This is a genomic window from Fischerella muscicola PCC 7414 (assembly GCF_000317205.1).
Taxonomy (GTDB): domain Bacteria; phylum Cyanobacteriota; class Cyanobacteriia; order Cyanobacteriales; family Nostocaceae; genus Fischerella; species Fischerella muscicola.
Genome location: NZ_AJLK01000111.1, coordinates 1 through 14,266, shown reverse-complemented (window position 1 = coordinate 14,266; position 14,266 = coordinate 1). Strand labels below are relative to the sequence as shown.

Here is a 14,266-nt window from a genome sequence, read left to right as displayed (position 1 = left end):
ATCATAGAAATTTAAAGCTGTTCTTTAGATAATTTTTTATTTTTCAAGACAATCCTCAAAACCCCCTCAATCCCCCTGTAAACGAAGGAAAATTTAATTCCCTTCCCGTTTAAGTCCAGGGATAGGGTAGTTTTGTAGGGTACGTTAAAGCAGAGCGTAACGCACCATCCGCCAGTTTTCGGTGCGTCAGGACATTCTGTCCATAACGTACCCTACCAGATGAAAGCCATTTTGGATCATGTTTTCCGACTTGTGTGTACACCGTAGCCCCGTAAACAGAAGGGGGTATGGGGTAAAAAATTTGTGCAAGAGGTCTATTGAAAGCCAAAAATTTTCACAATGGCGCTTTTAGAGACAAAGCATTTTGGTGACTTATCTGGAGTTAAATTAAATGATGCTCTTTACATATTTCACTCAGGCGTTAGTTTGTTTTTTGTTGTTTAGCAGAGGTATTAATAACTTGACACTAACTATCAATTACAAACCACTTATTTAATAGATAGTTAGAGCAAGAATTAGCGAAATTCAAAATCTAAAATTGTTACTACTAGATACACCTGGTTATTTGAAGAGATGGAGTAGAGTTTCAAGGCGTGATTACAGTAATTTTACTCCAATTTTAGTTTCTTTGAATGAATTCTACATTAATAAGTTTCTGTGAAACGTAACAAAACTAACAGATGATAGGTAATAGAATAGGTTGCTATAAGTAAATATATTTCTCGTAAAGGCTGTGAGTAGATAATAGATAGTGGATAGTGATTAATAACCAACTACTAACCACTAACTACTATTGTACAGACGCAATGTTCCTCGCGTCTCTACTAACTACTAACCACTAACCACTAACTAACAACAAAAAAAGATTAATTTGGCAGGTCAAATAAAACAGTAGTCATATAACTATCTGCCCATTCTGAACCAAAAGCTTTTTCAAGTACACGACGAGTTTTGTCATTTTGCTGTTGTTTGGTGCAGTAGTTACGTTGTCCAGCAATAATTTGCGTCACCTTGTCGGGTGAAATTGGGTTAGAGGCGATCGCGCTTTGACAATGAATCTCTAAAAACGCCTCCACACGTTTGAGAAACATTGCTTCTTCTTCAGTAGAACTCGGACGTACAAATATACAAAACTCAGAAAAAATATCTCCCCACTCTGGTAGTTCACGGGGTTGGGAGAAATTCGGTACTGGTAGCGCCAATAGTGTAGAGGTATAAGATTCACTCAAACAGTGATCAGAGTTAACAGGTGAAAGATCAGCGATCGCTGCACTAATTTGACCCCTACCACCAACCAAGTCACAACCAAACATTGGCAAGTCATATTCTGGTCGAGGAAACATGACACAGTGCAGAATATCCAGCATGTTTCCCACTTTTGCCAGTTCTAGATGCATTTTGCGGAACTGGGGTGTTTGATAACAGCGATTTTCAATGATCAATTTTTCGCCCTCTAGTCTACCTTCTACATATCCCAACTCCGCAGGCAAATTATAGGGCGAAAGGTCTAGGTGTTTATGCCAAGCTGCTTCAATGCTATTAGCCAGTTGACGAATGAGGGGATGTTGTTGTTCGCGTAGTGAAGAAATAGAAGTAGTTGACATTTTTAAACCCAGGAATCCTATCTAGTGGCCAGTGTACAGCCCACCATGCACCACCCAATCTTGATTGCAACATATTGTAGGAAGGGAAAGGTTCATGCGATCGCAAGCAAATCATACTTTTAACACGCAAAACCACAGATATTTTTTGAGGAGTGTATCTGTAATAACACTGAAGAAAGTTGTTGGATTATTAATTAATTTATAATTTACTGATGTTTTATACCAGTATTATTAATATGGAAGCTAGCAATAATTTTACTACGTATATAGAAAACAATATAAACTATGGCTGCAATCAAACAGTTTTTAGCGGCAACGGCAATTAGTGTTTCTATGAGCTTGCTGGCTATAGGTGAAGCTTGTGCCTTCACTTTCACTAAAATTGCTGATACTAAAGATGCATTTACTACATTTGGGTTCAACCCTACGATTAATAATGATGGGACTGTGGTTTTCTCAGCAAACTCAGAGGCGGTTGGGAGTGCTATCTTCATTAGTAATGGTGAGACAACCTCCACCGTCACCGACACTAATGGACAGTTTAGCTTGTTTGGGGAGAGACCTGTAATTAACGATCAAGGCACTGTAGCTTTTTTTGCTAATCTTGATACTATAGGTAGTGGCATTTTTACTGTTAGCAATGGAGTAACAACCACCATAGCCGAGAGCAGTCAGCCTCGAGGTGCATTTGGTCTTCCTGTAATCAATAACAAATCTGCTGTTGCATATTCGTCTCAGGTAGAGAATGGTTCTGCCATCTTCCTCAGTATTGATGGCTCAACAACTTCTATTGTCGATACCAATGGTTCTTTCAGTGACTTTGATGGGTATGCGATTAATGACGCAAATACCCTTGCCTTTTCAGCCAGGTTAGATACAGGAGAACGTGGTATTTTCACAATTACTTCAGATGGAGTAACCGTCCCTATTGCCGACACAACTGGTAAGTTTAGTTTTGTTTTTCCTCCCGCTATCAACAATCCAGGAACTGTAGCATTTAAGGGAGTCCTCAAGGAAGGCACAGAAGGTATATTTACAGTTAACAACGGAACAATAACTACTATCGCCGACAACAGCAATGCTTTTAGCTTTTTCGATAATCCTACAATCAATGATGTAGGAACGGTAGCATTCAAAGGTGTACTTAAAGACGGTGGTTTGGGTATTTTTACTGGCTCAGATCCAGTAGCTGATAAGGTGATTGCCGCAGGTGATCCTTTGTCTGGCTCAACAGTAACAAATATTTATTTCTCTAATAAAGGATTAAATAACAACAATCAGATAGTTTTCTATGCAATACTTGCTGATGGCACTGGTGGCATTTTCCGCGCTGATCCCGAGTCTGACCCTCCAACGTGTATTCCCGAAGCCACTCCCATACTAGGTTTACTAACAGTAGGTGTTGTGGGTACTACTTTACGAGTCGTAAAGCGTAAATCCCCTGTCATCTGATTTTGGATTTTGGATTTTAGATTTTGGATTTTGGATTAACCCCACAGATACTATCTGGAGGCTTGTACTGTATTCAGAATGATTGCTTAAGCCCTAGTAGTCCCAATCAAATACAGCAAAGCCATACGCACGGCAACACCGCTTGTAACTTGAGTCTGAATCAGACTAAATTCCGGATCATCCATTAAGTCGGAGCTAATTTCGACACCACGGTTTACTGGCCCTGGGTGCAAAACTTTGACATTAGGTTTGCACAACTGTAGTTTTGAGCGTGTGATGCCAAACATTTGATGATATTCCCGCAAAGAAGGTAATAAATGTGCAGTCATGCGTTCCTTTTGTAACCGCAGTGTCATCACAAAATCAGCATCTTTGAGAGCGGGTTCTAATTGCCAGTGTATAAAAAGCCTACCAGGTCTGTCTTTGCCGAAATCTGCAAATAATTTTGGTAATAAAGTCGGTGGTGCTGCCAAATGCAATTCTGCGCCACTAGCGGTGATACTCCAGATATTGGATCGCGCTACACGTGAATGAAGAATGTCCCCAACAATAGCAATCTTTTTACCCTTGAGCAGTTCCAGACGGGGGTTATCTGGATCAAGCAAAGTACAGATTGTAAATAAATCTAACAGACCTTGGGAGGGATGTTCGTGTTGACCATCACCAGCGTTGAGGACGCTAACTCGTACACCTAGACGATCCATTTCCTGAGCGATCGCATTTGGTACTCCTGCCTCCTTATGGCGAATCACCATAATATCAGTTCCCATCGCCAAATAAGTCTTGGCTGTATCTAGGATAGTCTCTCCTTTTGTCATCGAAGAAGAGGCTGAGGCAAAGTTAAGTGTATCTGCCGAAAGACGTTTAGCAGCAAGTTCAAAACTGCTACGGGTACGAGTCGAAGGCTCAAAAAATAAATTTGCTACCACCTGTCCCTGCAAAGTAGGCACTTTCTTGGTTCGCCTTGATAGTACCTCCTGAAAACTGGCGGCGGTTTGCAGTACAGTATCGTATTCAGCTGAGGTGAAATCAGCTAAAGAGAGAACGTGGTGACGAGTCCAATCATTAGTAGGCATAAGAGGATAAGGGGGACAAAGAGGACAAGGAGGACAAAGAGGACAAGGAGGACAAAGAGGACAAACCAGACAAGGAGGACAAACCAGACAAGGAGGACAAGGGAGAGTTTTCCCTCCTATGCCTTGACTTCTCCTATTACCCGATCACCGATCCCTAATCCCCGATCCCTCTCTTCACTGAAACAAAATGTAACATAATTGATACAAAACACCATGTAAAACATTAAAGGGCTTTCTCAAATATTTAGTAAATTTGAGATAGTGTTCCCTAGCTTGAATAAACATGCAATTTAATGACCTCCTGCTTAGTGAACCAGCAACTGAGGCGGCAATTGACCAAAATCCACTGATTGTCGCACCTGAAACTTTACTGGTAGATGTCATTGCTTTAATGAACCAATCGACATCTCACAGTAAATCTTCTGTAGACTCATCATCAGTCTACTTCAGCAAAAATCAAAGACACTCCAGCTGTGTTTTAGTGGTGCAGGCAAAAGAATTAGTAGGAATATTGACTGAGAGGGACATTGTTCGGCTAACAGCTGGTGGTGTTAACTTTCAAGAGGTAACAATTGCTGAAGTGATGACGAAGCCAGTGATTACTCTATCACAGGCTGAGTTTTCTGATATTTTTGGAGCGCTATTTCTGTTTCGGCGATATCGAATTCGTCACTTACCAATTTTAGGTGCTAATGGAGAAATCATTGGTGTAGTCTCACCTGAGAGTATTCGTAGTATCTTAACGCCCGCTCATCTGCTCAAAGTTATACGTGTAGCAGATGTGATGAACACTCAAGTTATCCGTACTCCCAAGACAGCTTCGGTATTAAGTTTAGCTCAAGTGATGGCAGAGTATCGAGTTAGTTGTGTAGTAATTAGTGAGGAAGAACCCCAATTAGATGTAGGATGCTTCATTCATAAACCCATAGGAATTGTCACTGAGCGAGATATTATCCAATTTCAGGCAATGCAACTCAACTTAGCACAAGTGCGGGCGGAGACTGTGATGAGTACACCGCTATTTTTACTTAATCCAGAAGATTCTTTATGGACTGCTCATCTAGAAATGCAAAGGCGACGGGTGCGAAGATTAGTTGTATCTTGGGATGGTGGCAGAGGACTAGGACTGATTACTCAAAGTAACTTGCTGCGAATGCTCGATCCTATCCAAATGCATGGAATTGTTGAGACATTGCAAAGAACTGTTGAGAAGTTAAAAGATACGGCTCAATAACCAGCCGGACGGCGGAAATCACCAACCACTTAGTTCATCTCTTGAGCGATCGCCAGTAATTCCATTTCTCGCCAGCGTTTACTGACAATTTGCATTCCAATGGGTAGACTGTTTTTGGTTTTTCCAATCGGAATCACTACGGCAGGATGTCCCCTAAGATTAAAGGGCATGGTGTAAGCTCCGTTTGCTACTGCATGGGGATAGGCTTTACCATCAATGTCAACAGCACTGCAAGCGGGACGATGGTTAAAGGCACAAAGAGAGGTTGCAGCAAATGGACTCAGCCACACATCTCACGGTTCTAATGCTTGATCCATCTGGGTGATGAAGCGATCGCGTTGTGTTAGCCTAGAAGCCCCCGCTGTCCCGCAAGGACGGCGCGGGGAGTATGTCACAGGTTTATTAAATTGAACAAATCTATAACAGAACTCTTGCATGAATCCTAGAAATTCCCCTCATACTATTTCACGTTAATCACGATACATTTAAATCCTGTGCCAGACGTGCCATGGCACGTCTGGTACAACACAAATATGTTTTATGTTTAAAGTGAATTGGTATCAATCCCCCCGTTCACGGGAGTAAGATTTAGTTCCCCCCGATTTAGGGGAGGGTTAGGGTGGGGTAAAAAATATTTGTGCGAGAGGTCTAATATTTAATTCTCGAAATAACAGTTTAATTTTACTAACTAGCTAAATAAGAACTAACTTTATTCTTATGTCTTCGTAAAGTATTAAGAGCTTGTTGCTCTAACTGTCGCACTCGTTCCCGACTAATACCAATCTGTTCACCAATTTCTGCTAAGGAAAATTCCTTTCCATCTGTTAAACCAAAACGTAAAGTCAATATTTTCTGTTGTTGAGGAGGTAATTTAGATAATAAATTTTGAATATCTTCAGTAAGAGATTGCTGAATAGTATAGTTTTCGGGTGATAATCCATCATCCTCTAACATATCCTGTAATTCTGTGTCTAATTCACTTCCCACTCGCATTTCTAAAGAAACAGGTTGACGTGCAGACAACCAGTATTGTCTAATTTCATGAGGTTGTAAATCCAGGACTCGGGCAATTTCTATTGTCGTGGGGATACGCCCTAATTTCTGAGAAAATTCTCGTTGAGTAGACTTAATTTTATTTAGTCTTTCAGTGATATGAATAGGTAAGCGAATTGTACGTCCTTGTTGTGCGATCGCTCGTGTTATAGCTTGCCGAATCCACCAGTAAGCATAAGTCGAAAACTTGTATCCTTTTGTTGGATCAAATTTCTCAATTCCTCGTTCTAGTCCTAAAGTACCCTCTTGAATTAAATCTAAAAAGTCTAAATTACGCCTTTGATATTTTTTAGCGATAGAAACTACTAATCGCAAATTAGCTACTAGCATTTTCTGTTTAGCTTCTTGCCCTTGATTGAGCAAATCAAGCAGTTGCTTTTCATCCATATTTATACTATTTGCCCACTCTTGGAGTGTGGGTTCACGCTTTAATTCCAATGCTAATTTTTCTTGAACAGTGAGTATACTTAGCATCTGCTGTACTTGTTTAGATAAATAAATCTCTTGTTCATAATTAAGCAGAGGAATACGCCCAATTTCATGAAGATAAGTACGCACCATATCAAACTTATATGTAGAGTTTGTAGTTTGAATATGAACTTCTTTCACAGTTATTGAATTATTCATAAATCCTTGTAGAGGCTAAAAGTCAGTACTTGTAAGCAACTATCTGATAAATATTGGGTATCTCAACATCTGGCTTGACGTGAATATGTCTAACTTAAAACCTGGATGTTTCGCAGATGTGTCAAACAATTGAAGAATAGATGTCAACAAATTTTATACGCCTTGAACTAAAGCACATAACCCTTCTCGTGAGTATCACCCAAAGGGCGTTTACAAGGTTCATAGCCAAAGTCTCCAGCCGGGTTGACACAAGTTTATCGTTCAGCTTTAACAAGGCAAAGTAATACCAATTTGAAAAAAGAATACGACAGATGAATTCTGTACCAGACGCGATAAATCGCGTCTCATATTCTGAATGTGTCGCAAACATTTTGTGAATAAGTTAAAAAACATGCCAAGTAACAAATATTGTGTTACTTGGCATTTATTTGATATCTATATTGTTTATTAACTGATTGACTCGCTTAATTATAGGACTTACGCACACTCTATGAACTCTTGGCGTTCTTGGCGTCTTGGCGGTTCGATAAATTAAGCTTTTTCGTGATTTTTGCGTAAGTCCTGAATTAGAAAGCTCCTACTCTACCCATTAGAATATAGAAAGTTTTAGCAATCAACAACAAGTCATATAAGGGATGCCATTTCTTTTGGTATTGTAAGTCTAAATCAACAATTTGTTCAAAGTCTTTCACATGGGAACGGCCGCTAGTTTGCCATTCACCAGTTAGACCGGGTTTAACATTTAAACGTTGCCAGTGACGTTGATTGTAATGTGCTACTTCGTCAGCAGTGGGGGGGCGTGTTCCTACTAAACTCATTTCCCCAATAAGGACATTCCAAAATTGCGGAAGTTCGTCTAAGCTGGTGCTTCGTAAAAAACGCCCTACTTTGGTTACTCGGAAGTCATTTTTATTTTTAAATATAAGTCCGTTCGCTTCATTTTTAACTAAGTATTTTAACTGTTCAGCCTCAGGAACCATTGAGCGGAATTTACGAATATAAAATGGCTGCCCCTGTAATCCGTAACGTTCTTGTACGAAAAAAATAGGGCCAGGACTGTCTAGTTTGATAGCGATCGCGATCGGTATAAATACAATAGCTAATATGAATAGCCCAATGATGCCACCCAGAATATCTAAACAACGTTTAAATTTAGATGTTACTGAGGGGTGAGAAGGAAATGATAAGTCCCATGTGTTAGAAGTTGCACCTTCAACAACGGTTGTAAATGGTATTTCGTACATTGTCAAGCCGAGTGTTGAGCAATAAACTTAATTTTTACGTATCTGTATTTCGACTATAGACTCACCTTTATTATTAAGTTTCAAATACAACCGTATATTCACTGAATCTTCATCTAGTTGATAGGGATCATCAATTTTTATAAATTTCACATAAAGCGTATTTAATATATCTTATGGTGGATGAAAAAACGTTTTTTATATGGATATTACAAGTAATTGTGTTAAAATTTGCTATCAACTGAGTGTTAAGATTGAAACACTAATAACAGTTATGTTACTTACGAATATCAGCCCGTAATCTCCCACTCAAACATTGATATCAAGGTTCGAGAAAAATGATTTTGCTTTTTATACAAAGCAAAATCATGACAAAAACGTGCAGTGACTTTGGCATTTGTTTTCTCCCTCAAAGTCAAAAATCATATTTAGTGGTGGATAAAAATAACACTTTACTTTTGTGGAGTGTTTTCTCGCTGAGATAGATGATGTTTGAGTTGAAAGTTTTTGCTCTGAGAGCGTAACTTATCTTAATCGAAGTCTGGAAAAATCACAGACTAATATAAAAGTGGCAACAGCTGCTTATATTCAACTTATTAAAAAATTAAGCAACAAAAAATTTACTGTGATGCGATCTCAAAATTGAGGAGTTGGATAAATGGTTATAGCAGGGGCGGAAATTAAAGTAGGTCGCTTAGAATCTATTGTTGAGCAAATTGGAGAAGCTGTACTCGCTACTACAGAAACTATTGAACGTTTGGCTCAAAGAGTGGATAATCTCAGCACCCAAGTTGAAGAACAAGGAAAACAGTTACAGCAGCAGGGCTATCAAATCTTAGCTTTATGTGACGCAGTACAAACTCTAGCAGAAACACAGGATCATTCCCTGCAAAGAATATCGCAGTTGACAAAAACTTTAGATGGTCTGATGAAACTAATTGAAACATCAGAAGAAGAATAGACCTCTCCGGCAAATAGTGTACCAGACGTGCCATGGCACGTCTGGTACAAGGATTTTGGGCAGCGCATAATTAATTTCTGGAGATGTCTAATGAATTATGAAGGGTGAAGGATGAAGTATGAAATTTTTTCATCCTCCTGCCTTCTGCCTTCTGCCTTCTGCCTTCTGCCTTCTGCCTTCTGCCTTCTTACACTTTCAACTGAGTGACTGCTATTTTGCCTGAAAAGCAAACGTCAACATCACTACCAGGAGTGCGATCGCGCTGTTGATATACCCCAGCATAATAGAATTCATCACCCTCTACTCGGTAGTTAATGGGCAATGGTTTGGTACAAGGTTGGCAAAACACAACTTCTGGATCGGGTTCTCCTGGCAAGAGATGGGGTAAATTGACATTCCAAAAAGTTCCCGCTTCCAAAGGACGGTTAAATAAATCAGCTAAAACATTCGCTGTCCAGCGTGCGGCAACATCCCAATCAACATTGAGTTGACCTTTACGATAGTGAGAAACAGCAACTCCCGGAATACCGTGCATTGCTGCTTCTCTGACGGCAGCAACAGTACCAGAAATATAAGCATCTACTCCTAAATTACCGCCAGCATTGATACCAGACAAAACAAATTGGACATTATTGCAGATATGTGTTAAGGCAATTCTAACGCAGTCAGCGGGAGTACCTGCGATCGCATACTCAGTATCTGAGCGACGCTGAACGTAGATCGGGCGAGTTGTGGTTACTTGATGCCCACAGCCTGAAAGATGATCTTTGGGAGCAGCTACAATTATCGGAACTTTGGTAGTGGATGCTGGGTACTTTTCATTTGCTACTTGCCAATCACTGATACCAAGTTTGTTTACAGCTTTGAGCAGCGCCTTGATACCTGGAGCGTCTATACCATCATCATTAGTGAGAATTAGAGTCATTCGATTTTGGATTTTAGATTTTGCGAAAATTTCGGTGATGGCGAACTTTTTGAAAGTATATTACTGAAAATAATCATAACTTCATAAAAGTTTCATGAAAACTATAAAAAAAGATAACTCCATCTAGAAAAAATATTTGTAGATTTGAATTAGTGCTTAATTCAGTAGTAGCCTCAAAATAACGTATTAAGCGAATGACGGAAATTATCAAAAATAAAAAATTGCATTTACATTATTTAGATGGCTTGCGGGGACTAGCAGCTTTATATGTATTATTTGTCCATATTGAGCCTTCAATGGGAGAAGAATTACCATTTTGCTTAAATATTTTCCAGTTAATGATGAGATATGGTCGCATCAGTGTTGTAGTTTTTATTGTACTTTCTGGTTATGGATTGATGTTGTCGGTAGTGCGCTCTCAAAGTAATTATATTTCCGGAGGTTTTATCGGTTATATTAAAAGGCGAGCTTGGCGAATTTTACCTGCTTATTATGCTACTCTTATTCTCTGTATTATTTTAGCTATTGGCATAAGATTAGTAGAGAATTTTACAAGTTTTCAATGGGCATATATACCAGTATTCCAACCTTTTTCTCCTTATTTTTCTTTCAGTGATCTAGTTTATCACCTGCTATTAATCAATAATATTAATAGTGATATTTCCGGATCTATTAATCCACCTTTATGGACTGTCGCAACTGAATGGCAATTATACTTTTTCTTTCCACTTTTATTGCTACCGATATGGCGACGTTTTGGTTTGTTAACAGTAGTCATTAGTGCTTGTTTGATTGGACTCATACCTTTATATCTTTTGAATGGATTATTTGAGTCAGCCAGTCCTTGGTTTCTTGGTGTATTTGCTATAGGAATGACAGCAGCTGAGATTGGATTTTCGCAAAAACCCAAGTTAATTACCTTCAGAAATTTACTACCGTGGGATCAATTGGCGATCGTATTTACCGTTGTTGCTTTTTTAACTGAGTGGAGACGGCTGGGGTTGCATATATGGATTAGTGAATATCTTTTTGGTATGGCAACAGCCTGCCTATTTATTTACTGCACCCAGTTGGTGATTGATGGCAAAAAGCTACCTCGAATTCTACAGGTGTTTGAGCATCCTTTGGCGATCGCGTTGGGAACATTTTCTTACAGCTTATATCTCACTCACGGGCCAGTATTAGCATTGGTGAGTCGTTTTCTTTTAAGTCTACATATACCTCCGACTAAGTATGCAGTGGCATTGTACGTACTGGGTGTGGCAGCCTCATTGATATTTGCCTATCTGTTTTACTTAGTATTTGAGCGGCCGTTTATGTCGAGTTTCTTAAAACGGCGCAAAGTCAAAGATGTAGTGATTTGAAATTTGCCTGTAAAAGTAACAACCCTCTTTATTCCCCATCAAATCAAAAGTCAGGGTAATCAGTGGGTAAAAACCCATGTCAACTTTTAAATCTATCAATTTTTAATGTCAGAGATTAATTAATGAATGAAATTAATGCTAAACAAAGTGAACGTAAAATTCACCTTCCATATCTAGATGGAATCCGTGGTATCGCTGCTTTTTTTGTACTGCTTTATCACTTAATGTATCAGATACAAGGTTATGAAACTGAGTGGAGCAATTTATTAAATAAATTACTTAGATATGGCTTTCTAGGTGTTCCAGTGTTTATTGTACTTTCTGGTTACTGTTTAATGTTGCCAGTAGTCCGTTCCAGAAACGGTTATATCTCTGGAACTATAGTTTGTATCTTACCCATGCATTAGTAATTACATTGATGCGCCACTTCTTGCTTAACTTTCAGCTATCTCCTAATATATTTGTAGTGTTACTCTACTTGATGAATGGCGGTGCTGCATTACTATTTGCCTATCTGTTTTATCTCGTTTTTGAAAAGCCATTTTTATCGAAATCTAGGAAAAAATTTAAAGTTGTAGCCTGAAAGCTAAAAATATCGCGCCCACATCAAGGAATCCACTGATACTAGTATTTTTTGCTCTGTAGCCGATAATTGTTTAATCTGGGTAGCGATCGCTATACAAAAATTCTAGGTATTTCTACTAAAAATATTTTCCAAATCCTACCAAGGGCTGTTGCCTAAATTACCTGAAAACGGAACTTAAAGCTAGGCTTATTACCCCACTTGCAGTTAAAAAAAGTTAAAAAACTTCTAAAATTCTCGGCCACAGATAGAATCAACAACTACTGCTGGTTGATTTCTGTTTTGTTCTCGGCACAACAAAACCTTAGCCAAACGTTGCTGCTCATAAAAACGATGAGCGAACCAGCCGATAGGCGTACCCAAAAATGTACCGATAATTAAACCAGTAATCAAACTAAAAACAAGATGCTTTCTTTTAATTGTATTTCCTCTTTCAACAGTGTCTTGTCTCAACATAAAAACCTGGTTGTTTACTTTTGTCAAAAAATATATTGTTGTCTACTTTACATTAATAGCTAAATTTATTGGACAATAAATCACTATCAAAAGATAGATAATTTAACTGTGGATAGATGTATCACATCTATCTATGGTCAGAGTCAAATGTAAAATACAAAGAGAAATTATATTTATGTAATACTAATAAATAAAAATATGAAGATACAGAATAACAATAAGCTGTGTAACAATGCTAGTAAATGTATATAATTACAAGATTAATTACAAAGTAAAATTTATCCTAAAATTTGTCTGATAATTTTCGTAATTTATGTATTTATAAATAATAGTGTTTTCCCCTAGCCTTCTTACATAAGCTAGAGGGCTGGGGAGATAGAGTTTTACAAATCTCAAAGCTATGGGTATAACGCTAAATCATACCCATTGAAGAATTCTTAAACTTCAGCACCTGCTTTTGGTTCAGCACCCATAGGAGAAACGTAATCACGGAAAAGAGTGATTTGTTGACCAAAATCTAACTCTTTAATTTTATTCAAGAGTTCTTCTGCTTGAGAAGAAAGCTGATAGTTAGGAGGCATAGGAACGATAGTAGCATTTTCCATTCCTTGCGCTAAACGATACCAAAATAGCAATTTAGTAGTATCGCTCATGGAACCGTATTCGCGGGTATATCTATTATCTGCTTTGTTGATTAAATCCCGCTGTAATTGTAGCTGTTCTTCGTGAGATAATTCCTTAACTTGATTGAATAAACCTTCAGCAACATTGGGAGAAACAGTGCTGGCTTCTGGAGCAGCAGGGGTAATAGAATCACCCATTTCTTTGTAAATAAACCAAAATAAAGCCAACTGTTCATCTACAGGTAAACTTTGAAAAGCTTGTACATGTTCACGAATAGTTGGGTCGTTAGTTTGAGTGTATGTCATGATTACTCCGATTTGCCAGAAATTAAGATACCAACAGTAAAGTTATCAAAGCGTTATTGAGTATTTAACCCTACTGAAGACAGATGTATCTCAATCAAATTGAAGAAGAATGAAAAGGAGTAATTGGTAGTGGGTAATAGAAAAAATATCAATCACTAATTATTAATTATCAATTGAATTAATAATTAAATAACCCAAAGGAAGGATGCAAAAATGGATAGACGCTTAGAAGGCAAAGTTGCTATCATCACAGGGGCTGGAACTGGTATAGGCGAAGCTATTGCCCATAAATTTGCCAAAGTAAGGTGCTGCTGTAGTTGTCAATGGGCTAGCAGATGACCCAATTGAAGATGTGGTACAAAAAATTAGACATTATAGTGGCAAAGCGATCGCCTACGTGGTACACCAGAGGAAATAGCCAACGTCTATGCTTTCCTGGCTTCTGACGAAGCTAGCTCGATCACTCCCGGGAAGGATTGGAGAACAAACAAACCCAGTCAAAGATTTAGATGAAATAGGGAACGGGGAACGGGGAACAGGGAAAGGTAATTAGAATATTGTTTATTTATCCAATATTCAATTCCCACCCCTCATACCCCTCATACCACTTCACTAAAACCTTGATACAAATACAGGCCTGTAGAGACGCGCCATGGCGCGTCTCTACAAATTTATATGGATCGTGATTAACGTGAAATGGTATCACACCCTATCCCCCCATCTCCTCTACTCCCTACGTTCCTCATAATCTTCGCTAGCAG

General features: G+C 38.6%; 13 protein-coding genes and 1 pseudogene. 6 read left to right on the top strand and 8 right to left on the bottom strand.

Going from position 1 to position 14,266, the window contains the following annotated elements; genetic code table 11:
- Positions 1-866: 866 nt before the first annotated feature.
- The gene (locus UYI_RS0117015; protein WP_016867848.1) at positions 867-1,604 is read right to left on the bottom strand and encodes a phycocyanobilin:ferredoxin oxidoreductase; all 738 of its coding nucleotides are present in this window, start codon (positions 1,602-1,604) and stop codon (positions 867-869) included.
- 285 nt (positions 1,605-1,889) lie between these two features.
- Here UYI_RS0117015 and UYI_RS0117010 point away from each other — a divergent pair, with 285 nt between their 5' ends.
- Positions 1,890-3,056: a DUF7453 family protein gene (locus UYI_RS0117010; protein WP_016867847.1), complete on the top strand. Its 1,167-nt coding sequence runs from the start codon at positions 1,890-1,892 to the stop codon at positions 3,054-3,056.
- Between the two features lie 86 nt (positions 3,057-3,142).
- Here the strand turns inward: UYI_RS0117010 and UYI_RS0117005 are convergent, their stop codons facing one another.
- Positions 3,143-4,132 carry an aspartate carbamoyltransferase catalytic subunit gene (locus UYI_RS0117005; protein ID WP_026086003.1) on the bottom strand — a complete coding sequence of 330 codons (990 nt, stop codon included), beginning with the start codon at positions 4,130-4,132 and terminating at the stop codon, positions 3,143-3,145.
- 283 nt (positions 4,133-4,415) lie between these two features.
- Between UYI_RS0117005 and UYI_RS0117000 the strand changes: the two genes are divergently transcribed.
- Entirely contained in the window at positions 4,416-5,366 is a 951-nt protein-coding gene (locus UYI_RS0117000; protein ID WP_016867845.1) for a CBS domain-containing protein, read from the top strand.
- A 29-nt stretch (positions 5,367-5,395) separates the two neighbouring features.
- Here the strand turns inward: UYI_RS0117000 and UYI_RS0116995 are convergent.
- From UYI_RS0116995 to UYI_RS0116985, 3 genes and pseudogenes are all read right to left on the bottom strand, one after another.
- Positions 5,396-5,713 (bottom strand): annotated as a pseudogene (locus UYI_RS0116995) (amidase family protein); the annotation flags it as partial.
- Positions 5,714-6,050: 337 nt separating this feature from the next.
- Complete coding sequence (locus UYI_RS0116990; RefSeq protein WP_016867843.1) at positions 6,051-7,046, bottom strand: RNA polymerase sigma factor, RpoD/SigA family; 996 nt, start codon at positions 7,044-7,046, stop codon at positions 6,051-6,053.
- A gap of 566 nt (positions 7,047-7,612) precedes the next feature.
- Positions 7,613-8,290, bottom strand: a complete 678-nt coding sequence (locus tag UYI_RS0116985) for a sugar transferase (protein WP_016867842.1) — start codon at positions 8,288-8,290, stop codon at positions 7,613-7,615.
- Positions 8,291-8,945: 655 nt separating this feature from the next.
- Here UYI_RS0116985 and UYI_RS0116980 point away from each other — a divergent pair.
- Positions 8,946-9,248 (top strand): hypothetical protein, encoded by a 303-nt coding sequence (locus UYI_RS0116980; RefSeq protein ID WP_016867841.1) that lies wholly within the window; start codon positions 8,946-8,948, stop codon positions 9,246-9,248.
- 187 nt (positions 9,249-9,435) lie between these two features.
- Here UYI_RS0116980 and surE read toward each other — a convergent pair whose 3' ends face one another.
- Entirely contained in the window at positions 9,436-10,173 is a 738-nt protein-coding gene (surE, locus tag UYI_RS0116975) for a 5'/3'-nucleotidase SurE (protein ID WP_016867840.1), read from the bottom strand.
- A 194-nt stretch (positions 10,174-10,367) separates the two neighbouring features.
- Here surE and UYI_RS0116970 point away from each other — a divergent pair, with 194 nt between their 5' ends.
- Together UYI_RS0116970 and UYI_RS32825 are read left to right on the top strand one after the other, a co-directional pair.
- On the top strand, positions 10,368-11,537 hold the full coding sequence (locus tag UYI_RS0116970; RefSeq protein WP_016867839.1) for an acyltransferase family protein: 1,170 nt from the start codon (positions 10,368-10,370) through the stop codon (positions 11,535-11,537).
- Between the two features lie 122 nt (positions 11,538-11,659).
- Positions 11,660-11,944, top strand: a complete 285-nt coding sequence (locus tag UYI_RS32825) for an acyltransferase family protein (protein ID WP_016867838.1) — start codon at positions 11,660-11,662, stop codon at positions 11,942-11,944.
- 404 nt (positions 11,945-12,348) lie between these two features.
- Here the strand turns inward: UYI_RS32825 and UYI_RS0116960 are convergent, their stop codons facing one another.
- On the bottom strand, positions 12,349-12,576 hold the full coding sequence (locus UYI_RS0116960; RefSeq protein WP_016867837.1) for a hypothetical protein: 228 nt from the start codon (positions 12,574-12,576) through the stop codon (positions 12,349-12,351).
- 437 nt (positions 12,577-13,013) lie between these two features.
- Positions 13,014-13,505: an orange carotenoid protein N-terminal domain-containing protein gene (locus tag UYI_RS0116955; protein WP_016867836.1), complete on the bottom strand. Its 492-nt coding sequence runs from the start codon at positions 13,503-13,505 to the stop codon at positions 13,014-13,016.
- A 213-nt stretch (positions 13,506-13,718) separates the two neighbouring features.
- Between UYI_RS0116955 and UYI_RS39730 the strand changes: the two genes are divergently transcribed.
- Positions 13,719-13,844 (top strand): hypothetical protein, encoded by a 126-nt coding sequence (locus UYI_RS39730; RefSeq protein ID WP_016867835.1) that lies wholly within the window; start codon positions 13,719-13,721, stop codon positions 13,842-13,844.
- Positions 13,845-14,266 lie beyond the last annotated feature (422 nt).

Bases quoted from the DNA above. Each gene is read 5' to 3' on its own strand.
- UYI_RS32825 (WP_016867838.1), top strand. From the start codon at position 11,660: ATGAATGAAATTAATGCTAAACAAAGTGAACGTAAAATTCACCTTCCA.
- UYI_RS0116960 (WP_016867837.1), bottom strand. From the start codon at position 12,576: ATGTTGAGACAAGACACTGTTGAAAGAGGAAATACAATTAAAAGAAAG.
- UYI_RS0116970 (WP_016867839.1), top strand. From the start codon at position 10,368: ATGACGGAAATTATCAAAAATAAAAAATTGCATTTACATTATTTAGAT.
- UYI_RS0116980 (WP_016867841.1), top strand. From the start codon at position 8,946: ATGGTTATAGCAGGGGCGGAAATTAAAGTAGGTCGCTTAGAATCTATT.
- UYI_RS0116955 (WP_016867836.1), bottom strand. From the start codon at position 13,505: ATGACATACACTCAAACTAACGACCCAACTATTCGTGAACATGTACAA.
- UYI_RS0117010 (WP_016867847.1), top strand. From the start codon at position 1,890: ATGGCTGCAATCAAACAGTTTTTAGCGGCAACGGCAATTAGTGTTTCT.
- UYI_RS0117000 (WP_016867845.1), top strand. From the start codon at position 4,416: ATGCAATTTAATGACCTCCTGCTTAGTGAACCAGCAACTGAGGCGGCA.
- UYI_RS39730 (WP_016867835.1), top strand. From the start codon at position 13,719: ATGGATAGACGCTTAGAAGGCAAAGTTGCTATCATCACAGGGGCTGGA.
- UYI_RS0117015 (WP_016867848.1), bottom strand. From the start codon at position 1,604: ATGTCAACTACTTCTATTTCTTCACTACGCGAACAACAACATCCCCTC.
- UYI_RS0116990 (WP_016867843.1), bottom strand. From the start codon at position 7,046: ATGAATAATTCAATAACTGTGAAAGAAGTTCATATTCAAACTACAAAC.
- UYI_RS0116985 (WP_016867842.1), bottom strand. From the start codon at position 8,290: ATGTACGAAATACCATTTACAACCGTTGTTGAAGGTGCAACTTCTAAC.
- surE (WP_016867840.1), bottom strand. From the start codon at position 10,173: ATGACTCTAATTCTCACTAATGATGATGGTATAGACGCTCCAGGTATC.
- UYI_RS0117005 (WP_026086003.1), bottom strand. From the start codon at position 4,132: ATGCCTACTAATGATTGGACTCGTCACCACGTTCTCTCTTTAGCTGAT.